17 protein-coding genes and 1 pseudogene are annotated in these 22,523 nt (G+C 68.6%); 5 read left to right on the top strand and 13 right to left on the bottom strand.

Going from position 1 to position 22,523, the window contains the following annotated elements:
- Nucleotides 1-32: 32 nt before the first annotated feature.
- Nucleotides 33-1,177, bottom strand: a pseudogene (locus AC1EJR_RS04945) (FAD binding domain-containing protein).
- A 214-nt stretch (nucleotides 1,178-1,391) separates the two neighbouring features.
- Between AC1EJR_RS04945 and AC1EJR_RS04940 the strand changes: the two are divergent.
- Nucleotides 1,392-1,967 carry a hypothetical protein gene (locus AC1EJR_RS04940; protein WP_477113044.1) on the top strand — a complete coding sequence of 192 codons (576 nt, stop codon included), beginning with the start codon at nucleotides 1,392-1,394 and terminating at the stop codon, nucleotides 1,965-1,967.
- On the opposite strand, the gene AC1EJR_RS04935 is transcribed toward AC1EJR_RS04940, so the two are convergent.
- The 10 genes from AC1EJR_RS04935 to AC1EJR_RS04890 all read right to left on the bottom strand — a co-directional run bounded on the left by AC1EJR_RS04935 (nucleotide 1,959) and on the right by AC1EJR_RS04890 (nucleotide 17,150).
- On the bottom strand, nucleotides 1,959-3,476 hold the full coding sequence (locus AC1EJR_RS04935) for an MFS transporter (RefSeq protein WP_441592765.1): 1,518 nt from the start codon (nucleotides 3,474-3,476) through the stop codon (nucleotides 1,959-1,961). The two genes, AC1EJR_RS04940 and AC1EJR_RS04935, sit on opposite strands and share 9 nt — an antisense overlap.
- A gap of 208 nt (nucleotides 3,477-3,684) precedes the next feature.
- Nucleotides 3,685-9,252, bottom strand: coding sequence for a trifunctional serine/threonine-protein kinase/ATP-binding protein/sensor histidine kinase (locus AC1EJR_RS04930; protein ID WP_477113043.1), 5,568 nt, complete (start codon nucleotides 9,250-9,252; stop codon nucleotides 3,685-3,687).
- 78 nt (nucleotides 9,253-9,330) lie between these two features.
- Complete coding sequence (locus AC1EJR_RS04925; protein WP_255370819.1) at nucleotides 9,331-9,720, bottom strand: response regulator transcription factor; 390 nt, start codon at nucleotides 9,718-9,720, stop codon at nucleotides 9,331-9,333.
- A 184-nt stretch (nucleotides 9,721-9,904) separates the two neighbouring features.
- Complete coding sequence (locus tag AC1EJR_RS04920; RefSeq protein WP_092294820.1) at nucleotides 9,905-11,023, bottom strand: porin; 1,119 nt, start codon at nucleotides 11,021-11,023, stop codon at nucleotides 9,905-9,907.
- Nucleotides 11,024-11,027: 4 nt separating this feature from the next.
- The gene (locus AC1EJR_RS04915; RefSeq protein ID WP_092294822.1) at nucleotides 11,028-11,315 is read right to left on the bottom strand and encodes a XapX domain-containing protein; all 288 of its coding nucleotides are present in this window, start codon (nucleotides 11,313-11,315) and stop codon (nucleotides 11,028-11,030) included.
- Nucleotides 11,316-11,341: 26 nt separating this feature from the next.
- Nucleotides 11,342-12,973 carry an MFS transporter gene (locus AC1EJR_RS04910; RefSeq protein ID WP_441592761.1) on the bottom strand — a complete coding sequence of 544 codons (1,632 nt, stop codon included), beginning with the start codon at nucleotides 12,971-12,973 and terminating at the stop codon, nucleotides 11,342-11,344.
- A gap of 4 nt (nucleotides 12,974-12,977) precedes the next feature.
- Nucleotides 12,978-13,403, bottom strand: coding sequence for a DoxX family protein (locus tag AC1EJR_RS04905; RefSeq protein WP_092294826.1), 426 nt, complete (start codon nucleotides 13,401-13,403; stop codon nucleotides 12,978-12,980).
- A gap of 36 nt (nucleotides 13,404-13,439) precedes the next feature.
- Nucleotides 13,440-15,377: an amidohydrolase gene (locus AC1EJR_RS04900; protein ID WP_477113042.1), complete on the bottom strand. Its 1,938-nt coding sequence runs from the start codon at nucleotides 15,375-15,377 to the stop codon at nucleotides 13,440-13,442.
- A gap of 13 nt (nucleotides 15,378-15,390) precedes the next feature.
- Entirely contained in the window at nucleotides 15,391-16,212 is an 822-nt protein-coding gene (locus tag AC1EJR_RS04895) for an alpha/beta fold hydrolase (protein ID WP_092295101.1), read from the bottom strand.
- Nucleotides 16,213-16,463: 251 nt separating this feature from the next.
- Complete coding sequence (locus tag AC1EJR_RS04890; protein ID WP_092294830.1) at nucleotides 16,464-17,150, bottom strand: hydrolase; 687 nt, start codon at nucleotides 17,148-17,150, stop codon at nucleotides 16,464-16,466.
- A 368-nt stretch (nucleotides 17,151-17,518) separates the two neighbouring features.
- Between AC1EJR_RS04890 and AC1EJR_RS04885 the strand changes: the two genes are divergently transcribed.
- Nucleotides 17,519-18,178: a response regulator transcription factor gene (locus AC1EJR_RS04885; RefSeq protein WP_092294832.1), complete on the top strand. Its 660-nt coding sequence runs from the start codon at nucleotides 17,519-17,521 to the stop codon at nucleotides 18,176-18,178.
- Nucleotides 18,179-18,203: 25 nt separating this feature from the next.
- Here the strand turns inward: AC1EJR_RS04885 and AC1EJR_RS04880 are convergent, their stop codons facing one another.
- Both AC1EJR_RS04880 and AC1EJR_RS04875 read right to left on the bottom strand, forming a co-directional pair.
- On the bottom strand, nucleotides 18,204-18,326 hold the full coding sequence (locus AC1EJR_RS04880) for a hypothetical protein (RefSeq protein WP_255370820.1): 123 nt from the start codon (nucleotides 18,324-18,326) through the stop codon (nucleotides 18,204-18,206).
- Between the two features lie 25 nt (nucleotides 18,327-18,351).
- Nucleotides 18,352-18,825: a hypothetical protein gene (locus tag AC1EJR_RS04875; protein WP_477113041.1), complete on the bottom strand. Its 474-nt coding sequence runs from the start codon at nucleotides 18,823-18,825 to the stop codon at nucleotides 18,352-18,354.
- A 368-nt stretch (nucleotides 18,826-19,193) separates the two neighbouring features.
- Between AC1EJR_RS04875 and AC1EJR_RS04870 the strand changes: the two genes are divergently transcribed.
- The 3 genes from AC1EJR_RS04870 to AC1EJR_RS04860 all read left to right on the top strand — a co-directional run bounded on the left by AC1EJR_RS04870 (nucleotide 19,194) and on the right by AC1EJR_RS04860 (nucleotide 22,523).
- Nucleotides 19,194-19,925, top strand: coding sequence for a glutathione peroxidase (locus AC1EJR_RS04870; RefSeq protein ID WP_092294836.1), 732 nt, complete (start codon nucleotides 19,194-19,196; stop codon nucleotides 19,923-19,925).
- Nucleotides 19,926-20,102: 177 nt separating this feature from the next.
- Complete coding sequence (locus AC1EJR_RS04865) at nucleotides 20,103-21,509, top strand: dihydrolipoyl dehydrogenase (protein ID WP_477113040.1); 1,407 nt, start codon at nucleotides 20,103-20,105, stop codon at nucleotides 21,507-21,509.
- 189 nt (nucleotides 21,510-21,698) lie between these two features.
- Nucleotides 21,699-22,523 carry a DUF2092 domain-containing protein gene (locus tag AC1EJR_RS04860; RefSeq protein WP_477113039.1) on the top strand — a complete coding sequence of 275 codons (825 nt, stop codon included), beginning with the start codon at nucleotides 21,699-21,701 and terminating at the stop codon, nucleotides 22,521-22,523.

Here is a 22,523-nt window from a genome sequence, read left to right as displayed (position 1 = left end):
GCCTCCATCGCCCGCGTCGACCGCGCCGGGGGTCAGGCGGCGTCGTGCCGGCCCATGATGCGGGTGCCCAGTGCCATGCCCCAGCGCACGAGTTGCGCGCCAGCTGGCAGCTGCGTGCGCTCCCACTGGGACAGCGCGGTGTCGATGCCACCGCGGTTGGCGTGCAGCGCGCGGCCCAGCGCCACCGCATTGCCGGCCGCCTTGCCCGCGCCGGCGCCGGTATGGGGGCGTGCGACGAAGGCCGCGTCGCCGGTCAGCACCACGCGGCCGAACACCATGCGTGGCGCCTCGTAGTCGTGGATCAGTTGCAGGAAGGGATCGGGCGTGCCGGTGACCAGCGCGGCGAGGTCCGGCGCGAGGTCGCGCACCGCCGCGTGGCGCAGGCCATCGATCTCGCCGTCGCGCATGACGCCCGGCGGGAGCGAATGGAGGTGCTGGTGCCCCACGCGGTCCCGCAGCGCCGCGTCGCGCGCCGGGCCGCTTGGTAATGGGCGATACCAGACCCAGTTCTGCCGGCGCTGCCCCGGGGCGGTCTCGCCGTTCTCGCCGGGAATCAGGTAGGTCAGCAACTGGTGGCCGTGCCCTTCCTCGAAGGCGAAGTTGTTGTGCAGGAGCTGGCGCGTGGCGTCTGGCAGGGCCGACTCGGGCAGCACGCCGCGCCAGGCCGCGTAGCCGGCGTAGGCCGGTGCGGCGCCGGGCAGCAGTTGCGCGCGCACGGTGGAGAGCGGCCCGTCCGACGCCACGAGCAGGTCGGCGGTCTCCGTGCGGCCCGACGCGAAGCAGGCGGTCACGCGCGCGCCATGCTGGCGCAGCGCCAGGAAGGTCTCGCCCGCATGCACGGCGCGGGGGCCGAGCGCCTGCCGCATGTGACCGTACAGGCCGTTCCAGGCGATCTGCGTCTGCGGCATGTAGACGCGGCGCACGTCGCCGTCACGCGTGACGAAGATGCGGCCGCCCGAGGGCACCCCGAAGTCCTCGGGCAACGGCACGCCGGCAAAGCCGAGTGCGTCGGCCACATCGGGCTGCAGGACGAGGCCGCCGCCCCGGCTGTCCAGCGCCTGGGGGAGCGTTCGAACACATCCACGTGCCAGCCGATGGCGCGCAGGCAGAGGGCCGTGAACAGGCCGCCGAGAGAGCCGCCGATGATCACGGCGCGAGGGGTGGAGGTTGGATGCATGGTCGTCAGGGAGGTGGAGGCGTCTTCGCATCGTAGGGGCGGGCCCGGATGCCGCCAATCGGCCACAGGTTTGCGGCGTGTGACACGAAGGTATAGGCACCCGCCCTAGCGGCGTTCCAATCGACAAAAAGCCGGCGGACGCGCCATCCTCGCAGCACCGGCGTGCCAACAATTCGCTCCGAGGGGGTCCTGCTCCCGTATTCAAGGAGTTGTCATGAGTATCCAGTCGCGTTCATCGGCGGGACGGCCGCTTGCCGCCGCGTGCGCCGCTGCCTGTGCGATGGCGGGCCTCGCCGCCGTAGTCGGGCACTGGTGGATCGAGGGGCGCCATTTCGAATCCACGGATGACGCTTATGTGGCCGGCAAGATCGTGGATGCCGCGCCGCGCGCTGCCGGCGCAGTGGTGGCGATCGTTGCCCCGGACACGCGGGGCGTGCCATCAGACGCGGTGTGGGTCGATGCGCGGTTCAAGAAGCACCAGCTTGCGCGGCTGCGCGCCGGCCAGCCGGTGACGTTGTACGCCGACGCATATGGCGCGAAGGTGCGCTATCACGGCACGGTGGCCGGATTCTCGGCAAGGAACGGTGCGGCGCTCACGCCGCAACCCGCCCACGGCGCCATCTGCCAATGGATCAAGCCGCCGCAGCGGTTGCCGGTGCGCATCGCGCTGAACCGGGCGGAACTCGCCGCCCATCCGCTGCGTGTGGGGTTGTCGATGTACGTGACGGTAGACGTGCGTACGCGGACCGGGCAGGGCCAGGTGGTATCGAACCAGAGGCCGCTAGCGTAGCGCGCGCTGCCAGATGGCGACGGCAGCGATGCCCAGGCAGATGACGGCGACCACCGCCAGCATGTTCGCCGACGCCACCAGCACGGCCTGCTGGTCGATTAACTGCGACAGCGTGGCCAGCGCGGTGGCGTCGAGCGGGGCGGGCAGCCCGTAGGGCGTGACACGGCCAATGAGGTGCGTGCGCGCCACGGCTTCCCCGGCCTGCAGCCACTGCCCGGCCAGTCCGGTGCCGCCCATCAGCGCCACCTGCCGGAGGATGTTCTTGAACTGGTAGGCGTGGGGGAAGTCCTCGAGCGAGGTCTCCATGAAGGTGAGTTTGGCGACGAGGATCAGCGTGAACGGCAGCGCCACGCTTTGCAGCAGCAGCGCTGGCAGGACGGCGGAGACGGGCAGCCCGTCCGACAGGCGCGTGGCGAACAGCCACGCCGCCGCCGCCGTCATGCCGTAGCCGAGCGCCAGGTAGCGCCGCGCGCCGGGCAGGCGCGATCCCATCAGCATGAAGGCGACGCCGGCCACCAGCCCGCCGAGCGCCGACAGGGTCAGCACCATGCCGGTGGTCTCGAACGTGAAACCGAGGCCGAGCTGCATCACGTTGGAGACCGTAAAGGTCCAGAGTCCACTCAGGCAGGCAAAGATCGAGTAATAGGCCAGCCCCGTGAAGTAGCGGCGGCCGTTCAGGCGGCGCGGGCTGAGCCAGGCGTTCGGCGCGCGGTGCAGCCGGATGAAGGCGAGCACGACGACGACCAGACCGGCCAGCGGCGCGGCGGCCACGCGCAGGGAGTCGCCGGTGGCATAGAGCCGCAGCGAGGCCAGGCCATGCACCAGCACCAGCGCGCCGGCGCCGACCAGCAGCACGGTGAGCCAGTCCATGCCGGCCACGTCGTCGAGGTCCGGCGTGCGTGGCGGGCGGGCGCGGTGCGGGTAGACGCAGAACACGAACAGGGCCGTCAGCGCGGCCAGCAGCGCCTGCACGAGGAAGATCATGCGCCAGCCGGTGTCGAGCATCAGCGTGGCGGTCAGCCAGGGCGCAATCGCCGGCAGGCCAATCGTGCCAATCACGAAGCCCGTCAGCAGCCGTGGGCGCTCCGCCGGCGTGGCAATCAGCTGGATCAACACGCGCGACGCCGAGAACAGCCCGCCGGCGCCCAGCCCCTGCACCGCCAGTGCCGCGGACAGCTCCACGACGTTGGACGACGCGGCGCACAGCAGGCAGCCGACGAAGGCGATGACGAGGCCGAGCAGCGTGAAGCCGCGGTAGCTGAGATCGTCGGCGAGGCGCCGCGTCAGCAGGTTGGCGACGATGGCCGCACCGGCATACGCGGTCAGGCACCACAGGAAGTCGTCGGGCGTGGCGTAGATGCCGGCGCGGATGTGGAGCGTCCCGGTGGCGAGCATCGACGTGGCGACGAAGTCCACGCCCGTTGCGCAGCCCAGCGCGAGGCCCAGCCACTGCACGCGCGCCCGGGACAGCTCGGGGAGCGCCTCCAGCGGTACCGCGTCAGCCGGCATGCTGCGCAAGAGGAAGCGTGAAGGGGAAGGCGATTCGGGACATGCATCTCTCCGGGGATCAGGCCGGCATCCGGCAGGTCTCCAGCTTAGGCGTGTCCCGCCGCCAGCACACTCGTCCCCGCGCATGGGGGCGCCTGTGCATCGGTTTGTGACGACTATCCCCGGGTATGGAATGTCTGGAATGTGCGGCGGCTGGCGCTCCGGTCCCTCACCCGCCCAGCGGCCAACACAGCGGCAGCGTGAACGAGAACTCGGTGCCGTGCGGCGTGCGCGCCGTGGCGCGGAGCCGGCCCTTGTGGGCTTCGACGATGGAGCGGCAGATGGCCAGCCCCATGCCCATGCCGTTCTCCTTGGTCGTGTAGAACGGTTCGAACACCTGGTCGATGGCGCCCTCGTCGAGCCCCGCCCCGGTGTCCGAAACGCTGACTTCCAGCATGTTGTCGCCGGTGATGCGCGTGCCCATCGTCAGCAGGCGGGCGCGGTTGGTGATGTCGCCCATCGCCTCCACGGCATTGACCACGAGGTTCAGCAGCACCTGCTGGAGCTGCACGCCGTCACCGAACACGCAGAAGGCGTCGGCATGCAGCGCCAGTTGCACGGACACCTGCCGGCGTTCGATCTCGCTGCGCGAGATGGCGAGGATATGGCGGATGGACTCGTGCATGTCCACCTCGGCCAGCACGGGCGCGGCGTTGCGCGTAAGCCCCTGCAGGCTGCGGATCATGTCGCCGGCGCGCTGCCCCTCGCTGGCGATGGCCTGGAGGCCCTCGCGCGCGTACTCGATCTCGGGCTTGCTGCGCGCCAGCCAGCGCAGGCTTGCGCCGGCATTCGAGACGATGGACATCAGCGGCTGGTTGATCTCGTGAGCGATGGAGGCCGTGAGCTGGCCCACCGTGGTGGCACGCGCCACCCGCGCGAGGTCGGCCTGCGCGTTGCGCAGCGCGTCGTCGGCATGGCGGCGCGTGGTCACGTCCGTGACCGTGCCGACGTACTCGAGTATCTCGCCGTCCGTCACCAGCGGCTTGCCGATGCCTTCCACATGGCGGACCGCGCCGTCGCCGCGCACGATGCGGTACTCCAGGTGGATGGGCACCTTGTCGGACACGCACTGGATGATGGTGTGCAGCGCGGCGGCGCGGTCGTCGGGATGCATCCGGGCGCCGAAATCCTCCAGCGCGAAGTGGGCGCGCGCCGTGTCGAGTTCGAAGATGCGGCGCATCTCATCGGAGCAAGAGATCGCTTGCAGCCGCAGGTCCCAGCGCCAGCTACCGGTGTGGCTGACGCTCTCGCCCATGCTCAGCGAGGCCTGGCTCGCACGCAGGGCGCGTTCCACCTGCTGCCGGCGGTCGTTCTCGGCCAGCAGGTCTTCGTAGAGCCGTGCCGTGCGCAGCGAAATAGCGGCCTGCGAGGCGATCAGTTCGAGCACCTCGGTCTGCTCGGGCGTGAAGCCGTCGCCGAGCAGGCGATTTTCGAGGTACAGCGCGCCAATCAGCGTGTTGTGCCGCGACATCGGGATGCAGATGGCCGCGCACTGCGTGTGGGCCGCGAAGTAGGGGTCGAGCCCGAACGGGTTGGTGCCGGTCGCGTGGCCCACCATCACCGGTCGGCCGGTGCGGATGACGGTGTGGAACATCGACATCGGCAGGTCATCGGCGGCGGGGGCGCCCTGCGCCAGCTGCACGCGGATACCGGCGGGCGAGGTGTGGGCGCGCGCCTCGATGATGGGCGCCTTGCCCTGGAGGCGGATCAGCAGCCCCCGCTGCGCGGCGGCGTATTCGAGCGTGATGGTCATCAGCGTGTCCACCAGCTTGTCGAGCCGGATCTCGTCGGTCAGCGCGCGCGAGGCGCGGATCACGCTTTCCACGTCGCGGATGCGCTTGCCGTTGGCGAGCACATAGGCCGGGCCACGCGCCGCATCGAACAATTGCGGGTAGGTGGCGGCCATGTGGCGAGCCTTGCCCGTCGCGCCCCATTGCCGATAGCGGTCATGCGCCGCGCGCAGGTGGCCGCGTGCGGCGGTGGTCAGGCCGGCCGCCATGCAATAGTGGCCGGCGCGTTCGTGCGCCAGCGCGGCCGTGTGCACGAAGCCGTGCGCCGTGGCATGGGCGATGGCCTGCTCGTAGCGCGTCATCGCTCCCAGTCCGTCGCCATCGAGCCGCGCCAGCTCCCCTTCCACGAGCAGCGCCTTGTCGGTGAAGGTGATCGGATTGGCGTCGGCCCAGCGGCGCAGCTTGCTGGCGTCCTCGGTAAGCGTGGCGCGCGCCGCCGCGTCGGGCGTGCTGGCGGCCAGCGTCAGCGCGCGATAGAGATGGAAATCGACCTGATGGATATGGGCCGGCGCGGACCACGCGAGCGTCCCGGCCGTCTCCAGGCTCGCGGCGGCTTCGGCGTGCCTGCCAGCCAGGTATTGCAGCGTGGCGCGATAGAGCCAGTACCAGAACTCCAGCGTGGACATGCGCTCCCGCGCCGGCGTGCGGGCGAGGTCGTGGCCGTCGAGCGCGGTGGGCGCGTCGGCGCCGAGCGGGAATTCCGCTTCGCGCAGCCCGTCGACAAAGCGCTGTTGCAGCAGCAGGATGGCTTCCACGTCGAGGAAGCCGGTCTGCCGCACGAAGTTGAGTCCGCTGGTGATTTCGGCGGAAACCTCGTCGAGCGTGTCGCCGCGTGCGAGCCGGTTGCTCACCAGATGGCAGCAGAGGAAACACGCCGTGGTCACGTCGCCGTTGGCGACGCCGGCCGCGAAGCCCGCCCGGGCGCAGTCGGTCGAGTAGCCCAGCGGCTGCGTCCACACGCTGAGCTGGTCGAGCGGCAGCAGCGTGCGGGCTTCATACGCGACGTAGCCATGCCGCGTGACCAGTTCCCGCGCCATCTCGCCGTAGCGGAAGCCGTCCTCGTAGGCCGCGAAGCGGTGGCAGACCAGCACGCCGAGCCAGCCCAGCGCAGCGGTGGACGGGCCGCTGATGCCGTGCGCGAGCGTCAGCCACATCATCTCGCACAGCTCCAGGAACACCAGGTGCTCGTCGACGAAACTGGCGGGCACGGAGAGCGCGGCCAGCAGCGCCATGGCCGCCTTCACATCGGGGTCCGACATCTGCGGAAGGTGCGCCAGCGCCTTGAGTCCAGGGCGATCCAGCCGCGCCGCGATGGCCCGGTAGGCGGCGTCGGCGTCCGCTGCCGATGGATGCGCGGACAGCGAAATGCCGAACATCCGCAGCCCCCGGATGGCCGTTTCCACCGCCAGCGCGTTCTCCGAGCGCCGGGTATGCAGTTCGGTCTTGAGCCGGTAGACCTCGGCAAGCTGGCGGGCGGGCGCGTCCGCATCGAGCAGCGTTTCGGCCAGCGTCAGCGCCTCCGGCAGCCGGCCTTGCTGGAGCAGGCACGCGCAGCGCTCGCGCAGCAGCGCGAATTCCACCTCGCCGGCACCGGCATGGCCTTGCACACGCGCGGTGCGCACGAAGGCGAGGCCGGCGGTGACGGCGTCCAGCGCGGCCGGATAGGCGATGGCGCGGCGTGCGCGCGTGGCGGCGGCCAGGCTCAGCCGCGCGGACTGGATGGCCTCGTCGGCATCGGTGATCAGCTCTACCACCTGCGCCAGCATCTCGGTGGCGCGGAACAGGGTGTCGTCGCGCAGGGTGCCTTCGGCCGTATCGGAGGCATCGCGCAGCAGCCGGCCTACGCGCAGGTGCACGCGGTCGCGCTCCTCGGGCGTCAGCAGCGCGTGGGCGGCCTCCTGCACGCGGTCGTGCGAGAACACGTAGTGGGGCTCCTGCAGGCCGATGGCGTCGGCGGCGCGCGCCGGGGCCAGCAGGGCGTGCAGCGCCCCTTCCTCCACCTCGAACGCGGCGCAGACCAGCGCCACGTCCGACTGCCGGCCCAGGCACGCCATGCCGCCGAGCAGTTGGCGCGTGCGCGGCGGCAGCCGCTCCAGGCGCTGGAGCACCATGTCGGCGACGTTGTCGGTGTAGGCGTGCTGCGCAATGCGCTGGAAGTCGTACTGCCAGCTGCCCTCGTCGGGCGAGTAGGTGACGAGCCGGTCATCGACCATGGTCTTGATGAACTGGCCGACGAAGAACGGGTTGCCGAAGGTCTTGGCGTGGACCAGCCCCGCCAGCGGCTGGAGGTCGCGGCGGCGGGCGCGCAGCGTTTCGGCCAGCAGCGTGCCGACAGCCTCCACGTCGAGTGGTTGCAGCGCGAGATGGTGGTCCTGCGGGCGATCTTGTGGGGGATCTACCGATCGACCGTCTGATTGACCCAGCGCATCGCCCGCCGCTCGCGTGCTGCCCACGAGCAGCAGCGGCAGCGGCGTGGCGCAGTCCAGCAGGCGCGCCAGTAGCTGCCGGGAAGATGGGTCGAGCCACTGGAAATCCTCGATCACCAGCACCAGCGGACGCTCCGGCAGCCCGAACGTGCCGACGAGGTTGCGCATCGCCAGATCGAAATGCACGGCCGTATCGGCGCCGCTCCCCCTCGGCGGGGCGGGCAGCGGGCCGGTCAGCGCCGCGAGCGCGGGCGCGATGCCCACGGCGGTGCGCGCATACGGGCCCAGGCTGTGGCTGACGCGCGCCTGCCAGTGGCGCACGCGCTCCTCGGGCTGGCCGAGGATGTCGATGACCAGCCCGTGGAAGGCTTCCGCGATAGCCGCGTAGGGGGTCTCGTGCCGGAACTGGTCGGCCTTGCCCACCGCGCAGCAGACCTGCTGCTGGCGCAGGCCATCGACAAACGCCCGCATCAGGGCGGACTTGCCGATGCCGGACGGCCCGCTTACCGTCACCAGCGCATGCTGGCCCGTGAGGGCGACGTGCGCGTAGGCTTCGGCGAGTTCGCGCAGCTCGGCGTCGCGGGCGTGGAGCCGGTCCGGCAGTTCGAGTTCGGCGGGCTGGTCGCGGCGGCCCAGTTCGAAGACGTCGATGCGGCCGAGCGTGCTCCACGCGGCCCGGCAGCGCCGGATATCCGCTTCCAGCCCCGCCGCGGACTGGTAGCGCCGGCTCGGGCGCTTGTCGAGCAGCTTCATGATCAGCAGCGACAGCGCTTCCGGCACGCCGGCCGCCAGCCGATGGGGCGGCAGCGGTTCGCTGGCCACGTGGGCGTGGATCCACTCGTTGGCGTCGGCCGGATCGCGCGCGGCGAACGGTAGCTGGCCCGTGGCCAGGCGGTAGAGCACCACGCCGAGCGAATAGAGGTCGCTGCGCGCGTCCAGCCCGTTGCGGGTGCGGCCGGTGTGCTCGGGCGACATATAGGCCAGCCCCTCGCTCCCGGCCAGCGTGTGGGGCGCCAGCGCGTCGGCGATGTCACACTGCTGCGCGGCGGCCAGCCCGAAGCGCGTGAGCCGGCACCGGCCGTGCGCGTCGACGAGCAGGGCCGACGGCATGATCGCCTTGTGGATCAGCCCCGCCTCGTGCGCGGCACGCAGGGCCTGGCTGGCACTCTCGGCAACGGACAGCAGCCGTGTCACCGGCAGGGGCGCGGGCGGCAAGTTCGCCAGCGGCACCGCGCCGGTGTCCTCGTACACCAGTGCCACGCCGCCCTGGTACTGCACGCAGGCGCGCGGCACCATCGCCCAGGCCGGTTGCAGCAGGGCGGCGAGACCGAATTCATTGTGGAACCGGCGCACGGCCTCGCCCTCGGTGAGTACCGACGCCGCGTGCGCCACCAGCAGGGTGCTGCCATCCTCGACGTGGAAGCCGCGCGAGAGCGCGACGATGCCGTTGTGGCAGAGCGGCGTGAGGGCGTACTCGTCCAGCGATACTGCGGCGGCCTGGCTTGTGTCGTACGGCGTCATCGTGAGGCGTCTATTGCTGGCCGCCGCACCGGTGGGGCTGGTGCGGACAACCGGGCGGGGGTGGGGCGTTGCGCCGCGCTAGGCGCCGGGATCTTCCGGGGCGGGCGCCAGCGCGCGCTCGATGCACGCAATGATAGCCGTGTCGAGGAAAGGCTTGTGCAGGAAGCATGCCGCGCCGGCGGCCACGGCGCGGGCTTCGTAGCCCGCCTGTGCGAACGCGGTCATGAAGATCACGGGCATGTGCAGGTCGCGCGCCCGCAGGGCCTCGCACAGCTCGAACCCGTTCATCTCGGGCATCTGTACGTCGGTTATCAGGCAGGAAACCGTATCGAGGGCGGCCGATTGCAGCAGTTCCTCGCCGCTGCCGTACAGCGCGACGGCGAGGTCGAACGAGCGCACGAGCCGTCCCAGGGCGTGTCGGACCGACGCGTCGTCGTCGACGATGGCGATCACCGGGGTGGCAGTCACACGGGATTCCTTGAGTAGTCCGGAGCGATGACGGGGCCGATTCGGGGCCCCCATCGCTTGCTCACAGCATACTGCCAGGCGGGCGCGGCCCATATCATACGGTGGTATTGTCGGCGCCCGTCCCACACGGCAGCCGCGCCGGACCGCGCCGGCGGACTCATACCTAGGTATGTCTTGCAGCGCTTCAGAAATAGTGGCGCATGCCCAGGGCAAAGGTCTGCGGATCGGCCCCCGCGCTGACGCCAAGCTCGTTGATGGCGAAGTCGTAGACCGCGTTCGGGCGGTTGTTGATCCGGCTATACCAGGCGAACAGGGCCGTGCGCTTGGAGAGCGGGTAGTCGTAACCAACCGTCACCTGCGTGGCGCCCGTGCCGGAGCCGCTCCGGAAAAAGCCGACGGTGTCCGTGGACGAGCCCGTGCCATTGGCGGCATAGGCGAAGCCGATCCGCACGCTGCCGGGGCCGAGCTGCTGCACCAGCGAGGCGTAGTAGCCGTTGCGCTGGAGGTCGCCGGTGTCGGTGCGGTAGTGCAGGTGCTCGTAGATGGCGGAGACGCGCGTGCCGGCGAACAGCTGGTAGGCCACGCCGACCTTGATGGCGTCGTCGTTGCGGCCGGCGGCCTGGTAGTGCTGGTGCACCTCGTAGGCCAGGGTGGCGTTCAGCGGGCCGCGCTCGTAGACCGCCGCCGCCGAGTACAGCGCCGGATTGCGCGCCACGGTGGTCTTCTCCTCCGGCAGCCCCCAGCCCAGCCAGACGCTTACGCCACCGAACTGCGGCGAGCGATATTGCACGATGTTCTTCTGGCGGCGATCGAACGAACTGGTGTCCTGCACGTTGTCCGACGAGGACGTGGAGCCGTTGCCGATCAGCGCCATGTAGCCGGCGGTGGTCGGGTAGTACGGGTCGTAGGCCGCCGTCGACTCGGTATAGGGCGTCTGCCAGTGCCCCATGAACAGCAGGCCGTAGTCGCCCTGGAGGCCGACGCGCGAGTTGCGGCTGGCGATCTGGCCCTGGCCGGTATCGAGCGACAGGTTGCTCTCGATCTGCCACAGCGCCTTCAGGCTGCCGCCGAGACCTTCCTCGCCGCGCAGGCCGAACACGGAGCGGTAGTTGGTCTGCCGCACCACGCTGCCCAGCGCGGTGCCGTCGGTGGCCGTGCTGGCGCGGCTATATTCGATGGCCGTGTTGAGGCGGCCGTAGATGGTCACGGAACTCTGCGCTGCGGCAGGCCCGCCGGCCACGCACAGTCCCAACCCCAACCCCAGCGCGGCGACGCGCGGCGATACAAGACGTCGGTACGGCATGGGGTCAGCGCTGGCTCTCGTTGGGGTTGGCGGCCTCGGCCTTGTTGGCGGCGGTGAGCGTGCTGGGCGGCGCGCCGGTGATCTTCGGCACGCATTCGCTGTGGAACCACGCGGCGGTGACCGGCTCGCCGGCCAGCATGCGCTTGATCGGCGGCACGACCTGCTCGCCGATCAGCATGCCCAGCAGGCCGATCAGTGCCACCACGGGCGGCGCCGGGGAGCGCACCTGCATCAGCGCGTAGATGATGCCGACGAGAATGCCGGCGCCCAGGGAGACGAGATAGAGCTTCATGATGGTCTCGATATAAATGGGAGGGGTCAGACAGCCGGCTTGCCCGGGGGCAGGCCAACGCCCAGCAGGTGGCGCACGCGGGGCGGCGTGGCGCCGGTGTGGTAGCGCGTGACATCGCGCTGGAGGTCGGCGTCGGCGTGGTGCACGCGCTCGTGCTGGCGCATGTGTTCGGCCCAGGATTCGACCAGGAACCACTCGGTCAGCAGTTCGGGGTCGGCCGGGTCCTCCATCACGCCCCAGTTGAACGCGCCGTCGCGCAGGCGCTCGTCGGACAGCTTGTGCACGGCGCGCAGGAAGGCGTCGCGGTCCGCGGCGGTGACGCAGTACTCGATCAGGATCATGACCGGGCCACGGTCCTGGGCGATCTCACCCGCCATCTCCGGCTGAGGCCAGTGCCGTGCCGGGACAAGGTCTTCCTCGCCCTGCGGCAGGCGCAGGCGGTGCAGGAGCAGCGCGGCCACGACCAGCCCCGCCGCCGCGATCAGCAGCGCGTTCGGCGTGCCGGTCTCTTGTGCCACGAAGCCCCACAGCAGGCTGCCGCCGGCCATCGCCCCGTTGAACACCATCTGGTAGACCGCCAGCGCACGGCCGCGCACCCAGTTCGGCAGAATCGCCTGCGCCACGCCGCCGAGCGTGGTCAGCGCGGAAATCCATGCCGCACCGAGCAGCAACAGCAGCGGCAGGGCGATCCAGACCGGCGGCGCCACGGACAGCACCGCCATGACGCCCGCCGTGACGAGGGCGGAGAGCAGCACCATGCCATCGGCATCGAGCCGGCGTTGCAGCTTGGGCATGATCAGCGCGCCGAGGATGGCGCCGGCGCCCACGCCGCCCAGCAGCACGCCGTAGAGGCTGGCGCCCCCGTGCAGCAACTGCTTGGCGACCAGCGGCAGCAGCGCCCAGATGCTGCTGCCGAACGCGAAATGGACGGCGGCGCGCGCCAGTACTACGTGGAGTTGGCTGTGGGCGCGCGTGAAGCGCAGGCCGGCGCGGAAGGCGCCGAAGAAATGCTCGCGCAGCGGGTCGGTGGCGCGCTCGGGGCGCTTCCACCAGAGCAGCGCGGCAATCACGAAGATATAGCTGAGCAGGTCCAGCCCGTAGGTGGTGGCCGCGCCGAACGCGGCCAGCAGCAGGCCGCCGGCAGCAGGCCCGATGGCGCGCGCGATGTTCACGCCCAGCGCGTTGAGCGCCACGGCGCGCTTCAGCTCCTGCATCGGCACCAGTTCCGGCACGATCGACTGCCACGTGGGCCCCATCATGGCCGCGCCGATGCCGCCGGCGAAGGCCATCGCGATCAGGATCTCGATGGTCAGCGCCTGATTCCAGGCGAGCAGCATCAGCGTGCCGCTGACCGCCGCCATGCCGAACTGGATGACGATCAGGAAGCGGCGCCGGTCGAGGATGTCCGACAGCACGCCGGCTGGAATGGCCAGCAGGAACACGGGCAGCGTGGCGGCGGCCTGGATCGTGGCCACGGCGGCGGGGGAGGAAGACAGGTCCGTGGCCAGCCATGCGCTGGCCACGTCGCGCATAAAGCTGCCGATGTTGCCGAGAATGGTGGCGGCCCAGAGCACGGCGAACGTGCTCTGGGCGAGCGGGGCGAAGGTGCCGCCGGCAGGGCTGGCGGCGGTGGTGGAGGAGGAGCGGGAATCGGCCATGGAATCAGTGTCTGCGGAGGTCTTCCCACGCCACGAGCACGAAGGCCCCGGCCAGGCCCAGATGCTCGAAGAAGGCGTTGGCGAGCATGAAGCGGGCTTCGGGCGGCGCGCTCCAGAAGCGGTTGGCCATGAACGTGGCGGCGACCGTGAACACGGCCAGCGCCAGCGCGCCCAGCCAGCGCCAGCGGCCGAGCAGAATCAGCGCGGCGGCGCCCAGCTCCAGCACGATCGTGGCGACGGCCATGGGCACGGCCGGCGTGAGGCCGAAGTGCTCCATCTCGGCCACCGCGCCGGGGAAGTCGAACAGCTTGACGAGGCCGCCCTGGATATAGGCGCCGCAGAGCAGCAGTAGGGCGACCCAGCGCACCCAGCGCGGCAGGATGCCCGAGCCGGCCGTGGCCGATCTCATCGAGGAAGTGGTATCAGCCATGGCCGGTCTCCGGTCAGCAATCAAGGAACAGGGGCATCAGAACGCCCAGCACGAGCAGCCCAGCGCGCCCCAGAACGAGCTTTCGTCAGCCGTCGGCACGCTCGACGTCCACGCCTTGGCGTGCGCGTGGCCGTGCACGCCGCAGGAACTGGCGCAGCCGCAGGCGGTGGCCAGCGCGAGAGCCTTCGCTTGCGGGCGCGGCTGGTACTGGCTGCCGTGGCGGGCCGGCGACCAGTCCGGCATGGCTGGCGGAATCTCGGGCGAGAGCTTGTTGAACTCGCTGTCGCCGTAGACCACCTTGCCGCCCAGGATCGTCATCACCGAGGTGATGTCCTGGATGTCGTCGCCCGGCACGCTGAAGTAGTCCTGCGACAGCACGGCCACGTCGGCCAGCTGGCCCACCTTGATCTGGCCCTTCTTGCCGACTTCCGACGAGAACCACGTGTTGGCCTCGGTCCAGAGGCGCAGCGCGGTTTCGCGGTCGAGCAGGTTGGCCTGCGGGTACATCGCCATGCCGCCCACGGTCTTGCCCGTGGTCAGCCAGTACAGCGAGACCCACGGGTTGTAGGACGCCACGCGCGTGGCATCGGTGCCGGCGCCCACCTTGACGCCTTTTTCCAGCATCCGCTTGATCGGCGGCGTGGCCTCGGCGGCCTTGGCACCGTAGCGTTCGACGAAGTACTCGCCCTGGTAGGCCATGCGGTGCTGCACGGCGATGCCGCCGCCCAATGCCGCGATGCGGTCGATATTGCGATCGGTGATGGTCTCGGCGTGGTCGAAGAACCAGTTCAGGCCGTCGAACGGGATGTCCTTGGCCACTTTCTCGTAGACATCCAGCGCGCGCGTGATGGTCTCGTTGTAGGTGGCGTGCAGGCGCCACGGCCAGCGCTTCTCGGCCAGCAGGCGGATCACGGGCTCGAGGTCGCCTTCCATCGACGGGGGCATGTCGGGCCGCTCGACGCGGAAGTCCTCGAAGTCGGCCGCGGTGTAGACCAGCATCTCGCCGGCGCCATTGTGGCGGTAGAGATCATCGCCCTGGCCCGGCTTGACGGTCGAGGTCCAGGTCTTGAAGTCGCTCAGTTCTTCCTTGGGCTTCTGCGTGAACAGGTTATAGGCCAGCCGCACCGTGAGCTGGCCTTCCTTATGCAGTTCCTCGATGATGTTGTAGTCATCGGGATAGTTCTGGTAGCCGCCGCCGGCGTCGATCACGCCGGTCACGCCGAGCCGGTTCACTTCGCGCATGAAGTGGCGCGTGGAGTTCTTCTGGTACTCCGGCGGCAGCTTCGGGCCCTTGGCCAGCGTGGCGTACAGGATGGTAGCGTTGGGCTTGGCCAGCAGCAGGCCCGTGGGGTTGCCAGCCTTGTCGTGCACGATCTCGCCGCCCGGGGGATTCGGGGTGTCTTTGTTGTAGCCCACCGCACGCAGCGCGGCGCCGTTGAGGATGGCGCGGTCGTACAGGTGGAGGATGAAGACCGGGGTGTCCGGCGCGGCGGCGTTCAGTTCCTCGATGGTGGGCAGGCGTTTCTCGGCGAACTGGTGCTCGGTGAAGCCACCCACCACGCGCACCCATTGCGGAGCCGGGGTACGGGCCACCTGGTCCTTGAGCATGCGCATGGCGTCTGCCAGCGAGCGCACGCCGTCCCAGCGCAGTTCCATGTTGTAGTTCAGGCCACCCCGGATGATGTGCATGTGGCTGTCGATCAGCCCGGGAATGGCCCGCCGGCCGTTCAGGTCGACGATCTTCGTCTGCGTGCCGGCCAGTTTCATGATGTCCTGGCGCGCGCCCACGCCGATGAAGCGGCCATTCTGGATGGCGACGGCATCGGCCTGGGGGTTGGCGCGGTCGAGCGTGGCGAACTTGCCGTTGACAAGGATGAGGTCTGGCGTGGCGGATGTCATGGCGAAGAGCTCCGAAGAAGCCGCCGCACCGAGTGCGGCAGCCGAGGCAATGAAATGCCGGCGGGTAACTGACATGGTGCGGCTGGGATCAGGTGTTGAGGAAGGCGAGCAGGTCGGCGTTGATCTGGTCGGCGTGGGTCACGCACATGCCGTGCGGCGCGCCGGGGTAGACCTTCAGTGTGGCGTTCTTCACGATCTTGGCGGACAGCTTGCCGGCGTTGTCGATCGGCACGATCTGGTCGTCGTCGCCGTGCATGACCAGCGTCGGCACGTCGATCTTCTTCAGGTCGTTGGTGTAGTCCACCTCCGAGAATTCCTTGATGCACGCGTACTGGCCCAGGATGCCGCCGGCCATGCCCTGCGCCCAGAAGGCGTCGATGGTGCCTTGCGAGACCTTGGCGCCCGGACGGTTGAAGCCGAAGAACGGCACGGCCAGGTCCTTGTAGAACTGCGAGCGGTTATCCGTTACGCCCTTGCGGATGCCATCGAACACGTCCATCGGCAGGCCGTTGGGGTTGTTGGCGGTCTTGACCATGATAGGCGGCACGGCGCCGATCAGCACGGCCTTGGCGACGCGCTTGGTGCCGTGGCGGCCGATGTAGTGCGTGACTTCGCCGCCACCGGTGGAGTGGCCGACCAGCGTGGCGCCCTTGATGTCGAGCGCGTCGAGCAGCGCGGCGAGATCATCGGCGTAGGTGTCCATGTTGTTGCCCTGCGACGGCTGGCCCGAGCGGCCATGGCCGCGACGGTCATGAGCGATCACGCGGAAGCCCTTCTGCACCAGGAACAGCATTTGCGCGTCCCAAGCGTCCGCGTTGAGCGGCCAGCCGTGCGAGAACACGACCGGGCGACCCGAGCCCCAGTCCTTGTAGAAGATCTGCGTGCCGTCCTTGGTGGTGATGGTGCTCATGGTGTTGCCTCCTGCAGTGTGATGGGTGGCGCCAGCCTGCGGCTTGCCGGCTGCATTGGCCTGGGTGGTGGCGGACAGCGCGGCGACGGCGGCCACGCCGACGGTGCCGGCGCCCGAGACCAGCAGCTTGCGACGCGAGGGATTGAGCGCTTCGATTTGTTCTTGGGGTTGCATGACGGTTCTGGCGAGGAATGTGAAGGATGCGACGGAGGAGCGCCCCGCTCCCGCGGGCGGCAGCGGGGCGGCGGACATCAGCGTGCGGCGACCGGCGCCACGGACTCGTGCGGCGTGGCGGTGCGCTGGGCGGCCTTGTGGACCATCGTGTAGGCGTAGTCCACGCCCATGCCGTAGGCGCCCGAGTGCTCCTTGACGAGCTTCATCACGGCGTCATAGGAGTCGCGGTGGGCCCAGTCGCGCTGCCACTCCAGCAGCACCTGCTGCCAGGTCACCGGCACCACGCCGGCCTGCACCATGCGCTGCATGGCGTAGTCGTGGGCTTCCTTCGAGGTGCCGCCCGAGGCATCGGCGACCATGTAGATCTCGTAGTCGCCTTCCAGCATCGCGCACAGCGCGAAGGTGGTGTTGCAGACTTCGGTCCAGAGACCGGCCACGACCACCTTCTTGCGGCCGTTGGCGGCCAGGGCGTCACGCACCTTCTGGTCGTCCCACGAGTTCATCGAGGTGCGCTCGAGCGTCTTCTGGTTCGGGAACACGTCCAGGATCTCCGGGTACGTGAAGCCCGAGAACGACTCGCTTTCCACCGTCGTGATGGTGGTCGGCACGTTGAAGATCTTGGCCGCCTTGGCCAGACCCACGACGTTGTTCTTCAGCGCCTGGCGGTCCATCGACTGGACGCCGAAGGCCATCTGCGGCTGGTGGTCGATGATGATGAGCTGGCTGTTTTGCGGGGTCAGGACTTCGAGCTTCGGATTGGACATGGTATTGCTCCAGGAAACATTGGCAAGGGATTGGGGCATGCTGGTGGTAACAGCCCGGCGGAAGACTAAGCGCCTGTCCCGCTGACAGCTACTGTTCGATCGTATTAGTTTCTCGTGCGATCGGCTAAGCGGCGGTCGACACCGGGCGGCAGGAAACCCGCCACGCGCGGCCAGTCGTGTTTGCGGATGACATGGTGGCGCCTGCGCCGCGTTTGGCCAACTAACCCGATGGTATGAATGGCATGTCCGCGCTGACTATGTTGAAATGCGGGGCGCTGCGTCCGTGGTGGCCGGCGGGGCATCTCGCTGTCCTCGATATAATTCGCAGCAGATACCCGGGACCACCCCCGCGGACAGGGAGAGAAAACGTGACATCGAATAGCCTGGAGCCCGCTGACGACAGCACGCGCGACAATGCGCTGGTGCTGGTTGTCGACGACGACGCGATGCTGCGCGCGGGCCTGGGCAACCTGTTCCGCTCGGTGGGCATGGAGGTGGCGCTGTTCGCCTCGGCCGCCGAACTGCTCGAGTTCACCATTCCCGACGTGCCGTGCTGCCTCGTGCTCGATGTGCGGCTGCGCGGGCCGAGCGGGCTCGACCTCCAGACCCGGCTGGCCCAGATGGGCGTCAACATCCCCATCATCTTCATGACCGGCTACGGCGACATTGCGATGACCGTGGCGGCGATGAAGGCTGGCGCCGAGGACTTCATGGCCAAGCCGATTCGCGACCAGGATTTGCTCGACGCGGTGTCTGCCGCGCTCGACAAGGATCGTGCACGCCGCCTGGAACTGCGGCAGGCGGCGACGCTGCGCGCCAGCTACGAGGCGCTGACGCCGCGCGAGACCGAGGTCATGACGCTGGCCGTGTCCGGCCTGCTCAACAAGCAGATCGCGAGCCAGATCGGTATCAGCGAGGTCACGGTCAAGATTCATCGCGGGCAGGCCATGCGCAAGATGCGTGCGCGTACGTTCGCCGATCTCGTCCTGATGGCGCAGCAGCTCGGCATCTGCAAGCAGCGCCTCTGAAAGATATTCTCGGAAGGGGACGCGGCTAGCCCGGCCCTTGCGTGGCGGGCGGCGGCAGGCGCAAGGTCGCTTGGAACAGCGGGCGCGGCGACAGCGCGAACGTGGGCGCCGCCGTGGCCTGGGCCACCCGGGCCAGGATGCCGGACATCAGGCGTTTCTGCTGCGCGAGCGCCTCAGGCCGAACATGATTCGTGACGTGCAAAGCCATAGCGTCCTTCCTTCCCGATTGTGCTGCTGATTGTCCTGTCAGCGTCCGGCCGCGTCACGCAGCGGAATCGCGCGCTGCCTGGCGTGCGCGTGAATTGCCGGATCACGCGTTCGCACAAAAAATCCATCTTTCGGGTCTGCGACACGCAGACGTACTGCTGCACCGACGGGTGGGCGTCCACATGGTGGCGCATCGCCTGCAGCAGGGCCTCCGAGAACTGCCAGACCATGTGCGGGCAGGGCAGGCGCCAGAAGTCCGGCAGGAACATCGTGCCGTGGTCGGCCTCCACGCGCACCACCGTGACGAAGCGGGCCGCCTGGCCTGCCGGCTCATCCGCCAAGTCCTCGGGGACATCGGCAAAGAACATCACATAGCGCAAGTCGGCGAAGCCGATGCCGACGACCTCCAGGCCATCATCCACGCGCATCGTTTCCGTCACGTGAATGTCGCCACGTCCGCCTTGCGGCGGTAGCGTGGGAAATACGCGTGTAACCAGTGCGGGGCAAATGAAGTCGTACATCGGGCAACAAAAAATGCATCACAAAAAGCGGCATACCCGCCTTTACAAGCCCGGATGCTAACTGCCGTGCAGCCCGGCGGCCCGCTTCTTTACAACATTTCACGTCAACCGGGCAGCCTTGGAAATTCCGTGCGATAGAGAAAAGCAATCGGAAAACGCCGATTGATAATAGATTGTATCAATCGCCGAGGTAGGAACGATGAATTGTACAAATCACATGGCGATCGTCAGAATCCATCCCATCGCTACGACACGTGGCGCCAATCCAACCCAGAGGAGTCTTACCAATGCTGCAATCCCGCGAAGGCCAACGCGTTCCCCAAGTCACCTTCCGTGTACGTGAGAACAATGAATGGAAGAACGTGACCACGGCCGAACTGTTCGACGGCAAGACCGTCGTGGTCTTCTCGCTGCCCGGCGCCTTCACGCCGACCTGCTCGTCGACCCACCTGCCGCGCTACAACGAACTGGCGTCGGTGTTCGCCAAGCATGGCGTGGACGACATCCTGTGCGTGTCCGTCAACGATACCTTCGTGATGAACGAGTGGTCCAAGGACCAGGAGTCGCAGAACATCACCATGATTCCCGACGGCAACGGTGAGTTCACCGACGGCATGGGCATGCTGGTGGACAAGGCCGACCTGGGCTTTGGCAAGCGCAGCTGGCGCTATTCGATGCTGGTCAAGGACGGCGTCGTGACCAAGATGTTCATCGAGCCGGAAGAGCCGGGCGACCCGTTCAAGGTCTCGGACGCCGACACGATGCTGAACCACATCGCCCCGAACGCGAAGGGCCCGGACCAGGTCGTGGTGTTCTCGAAGGTCGGCTGCTCGTTCTGTGCCAAGGCCAAGCAGCTGCTGTCGGACAACGGTTTCGAGTACATCGACGTGCCGCTGGAAAACAAGGTGCGCGGCAAGGTGCTGGGCGCGGTGTCCGGCAACATGACCGCCCCGCAGGTGTTCATCAACGGCAAGCTGATCGGCGGCGCCGAAGCGCTCGAGCAGTACCTGACGCGCTAAGCGCATCCCCCCACGCCTCCCCTGGCCCGGCTTCCCGCCGGTGTCCGGGGGGGACATTTCCCGAAGCACGACAGTCGTCGGATCCGATGACATCGGGCGCCCAGCCTGGCGCCGGTGTCATGCCGTCCGCTGATTGAGAAAAAAAGCAGCAAACCGCTCATTACCAGGAATCGCATCATGAAGACGACCATCCAGACCGACGTAGCCGTGATTGGCGCAGGCACCGCTGGCCTCGCGGCCTACCGGGCCGCCATCGCGGCTGGCAAACGCGCCGTGATCATCGAAGGCGGCGCCTACGGCACCACCTGTGCCCGCGTGGGATGCATGCCGTCGAAACTGCTGATCGCCGCCGCCGAGGCCGCCCACGAGGCGCGCCACACCAGCGCATTCGGCGTGCATGTGGATGGCTCGGTGCGCGTCGATGGCCGCGAGGTCATGGCCCGTGTGCGCAGCGAACGCGACCGCTTCGTGGGCTTTGTGGTGCGCGGCACGGAGAACATTCCGGCGGCGGACCGCCTGATCGGCCACGCGCGCTTCATCGACAACACGGTGCTGGAGATCGACGACCACACCACGGTGCGCGCCAGCCGCGTGGTGATTGCCACGGGTTCGCGTCCGGCCGTGCCGCCGTCGTTCCAGGTGTTTGGCGACCGGCTGATCGTCAATGACGATGTGTTCGCCTGGGACGACCTGCCCGCCAGCGTGGCGGTGTTCGGCCCCGGCGTGATCGGGCTCGAACTGGGCCAGGCGCTGTCCCGGCTGGGCGTGCGGGTGCGCGTGTTTGGCATGGGCGGCTCAGTCGGCCCGTTCACCGATCCGGCCATCCGCGCCTATGCCGCGCAGGCGTTCAACCAGGAATTCTCGCTGCAGCCCGACGCCCACGTGACCGACATGCGCCGCGAGGGTGACGAAGCGGTGATCACGTTCGAGGATGCCGATGGCCAGCCCGTGACCGAGCGCTTTGCCTACGTGCTGGCAGCCACGGGCCGCCGCCCCAACGTCGACAACCTGGCGATAGAGAATGCCGGGCTGGCGTTCGATGCGCGCGGCGTGCCGGTCTTCGACCCGCTCACGCTCCAGTGCGGCACCGCGCCGGTGTTTATTGCCGGCGATGCCAACAACGTGCTGCCGCTGTTGCACGAGGCCGCCGACGAAGGCAAGGTCGCCGGCGACAACGCCGCGCGCTGGCCCGACGTGCGCCCGCTGGCCCGCCGCGCCATGCTGGCCGTGGTGTTCTCCGATCCGCAACTGGCCATCGTCGGCAACACTTTCGCCAGCCTGGAGCCGGGCAGCTTCGTCACCGGCGAGGTCAGCTTCGAGGATCAGGGCCGCAGCCGCGTGATGCTGAAGAACAAGGGCCTGATGCACGTCTATGCGGACATCGCCACGGGCCGCTTCCTTGGTGCTGAGTGGATGGGCCCGCGTGCCGAGAACATCGCCCACCTGCTGGCGTGGTCGTACCAGCAAGGCCTGACCATCGCCCAGATGCTGGCCATGCCGTTCTACCACCCGGTGGTGGAAGAGGGCCTGCGCACCGCGCTGCGCGACGCGGAAGCCAAGCTGACGGATGTGACGAATACGTAGCAGTAGGCCTGACCAGGAGTCTGGTTGGGAAGGGCCGGCAGCGGTGACGCTGCCGGCCCTTTTTTTCGCCTGCGGGCGCGGCTTACCCGATTATCGATTGTTGTTAATTCGATTTAAGAAAAATTGACTTCCGTCAGAGCAGGAAGTGGGGAACGATCACGCACGAAACCAGATTTCAGGGAGCCTGCCATGAGACGCATTGCGGTATCGAGCGTGCTTGCCGTTTCGCTCTGGGGCTGTAGCCACGCGCCATCGACGCCTCCGGCGGCCCCTCCGCCGACCAGCGCTTCCCAACCGAGTGCCGCGCCGCCCCCGGCGCCGGCTTCCTCCGCACCACCGGCGGCCAACGCCGTGGACCCGGCTGTGGTGCAGGCGCTGCAGAAGATGGGCGCCTATCTCCAGACGCTGCGGACGTTCGAGGCGCAGGTGGACCTCTCCGGCGAGCGGGTGCTCCAGGACGGCCAGAAGCTGCTCCACATGGCCACGGCCAAGGTGGACGTGCAACGCCCGAACATGCTGCGCGCCGAGATGCGCAGTGCACGGTCCGCGCGCGACCTGATCTACGACGGCAAGACGGTCGTGCTCTACCTGCCCGAGCAGAAGTACTACTCGAAGGCGCCGTTCACGGAGAACCTGGACGCGCTGGGGAACCGGCTGCAGGAGCGGTACGGCATCGAGCTGCCGGTGGCGGACCTGTTCCTCTGGGGCACGCCCCAGGCGCCGCTCGACAACATGACCTCGGCGATGAATGCCGGCCAGGACGTGGTGGAGGGCGAGGTTTGCGACCACTATGCCTTCCGCCAGGGCAATGTCGACTGGCAGATCTGGATCGCCACCGGCGCGCGGCCCCTGCCGCGCAAGCTGGTCATCACCAATCGGGCCGATGAGGCACGCCCGCAATCGGTCTCGCTGATCCGGTGGCGCATCAATCCGGGCTTCAAGGAATCCCGCTTCGCCTTCACGCCGCCCCAGGGTGCCACCGAGGCGAAGTTCGTTCCGCTGAAGTCTCAGTAA

This window comes from Cupriavidus sp. 05T42, from assembly GCF_056396345.1.
Note: the sequence above shows the minus strand (reverse complement) of the source record. Positions and strands in the feature narration are given on the sequence as shown.

Coding starts and splice junctions, on each gene's coding strand:
- AC1EJR_RS04935 (WP_441592765.1), bottom strand. CDS start 3,476: ATGCCGGCTGACGCGGTACCGCTGGAGGCGCTCCCCGAGCTGTCCCGG.
- AC1EJR_RS04860 (WP_477113039.1), top strand. CDS start 21,699: ATGAGACGCATTGCGGTATCGAGCGTGCTTGCCGTTTCGCTCTGGGGC.
- AC1EJR_RS04895 (WP_092295101.1), bottom strand. CDS start 16,212: ATGAGCACCATCACCACCAAGGACGGCACGCAGATCTTCTACAAGGAC.
- AC1EJR_RS04900 (WP_477113042.1), bottom strand. CDS start 15,377: ATGTCAGTTACCCGCCGGCATTTCATTGCCTCGGCTGCCGCACTCGGT.
- AC1EJR_RS04880 (WP_255370820.1), bottom strand. CDS start 18,326: ATGTCCGGCATCCTGGCCCGGGTGGCCCAGGCCACGGCGGCGCCCACG.
- AC1EJR_RS04915 (WP_092294822.1), bottom strand. CDS start 11,315: ATGAAGCTCTATCTCGTCTCCCTGGGCGCCGGCATTCTCGTCGGCATC.
- AC1EJR_RS04910 (WP_441592761.1), bottom strand. CDS start 12,973: ATGGCCGATTCCCGCTCCTCCTCCACCACCGCCGCCAGCCCTGCCGGC.
- AC1EJR_RS04865 (WP_477113040.1), top strand. CDS start 20,103: ATGAAGACGACCATCCAGACCGACGTAGCCGTGATTGGCGCAGGCACC.
- AC1EJR_RS04890 (WP_092294830.1), bottom strand. CDS start 17,150: ATGTCCAATCCGAAGCTCGAAGTCCTGACCCCGCAAAACAGCCAGCTC.
- AC1EJR_RS04920 (WP_092294820.1), bottom strand. CDS start 11,023: ATGCCGTACCGACGTCTTGTATCGCCGCGCGTCGCCGCGCTGGGGTTG.
- AC1EJR_RS04905 (WP_092294826.1), bottom strand. CDS start 13,403: ATGGCTGATACCACTTCCTCGATGAGATCGGCCACGGCCGGCTCGGGC.
- AC1EJR_RS04930 (WP_477113043.1), bottom strand. CDS start 9,252: ATGACGCCGTACGACACAAGCCAGGCCGCCGCAGTATCGCTGGACGAG.
- AC1EJR_RS04940 (WP_477113044.1), top strand. CDS start 1,392: ATGAGTATCCAGTCGCGTTCATCGGCGGGACGGCCGCTTGCCGCCGCG.
- AC1EJR_RS04870 (WP_092294836.1), top strand. CDS start 19,194: ATGCTGCAATCCCGCGAAGGCCAACGCGTTCCCCAAGTCACCTTCCGT.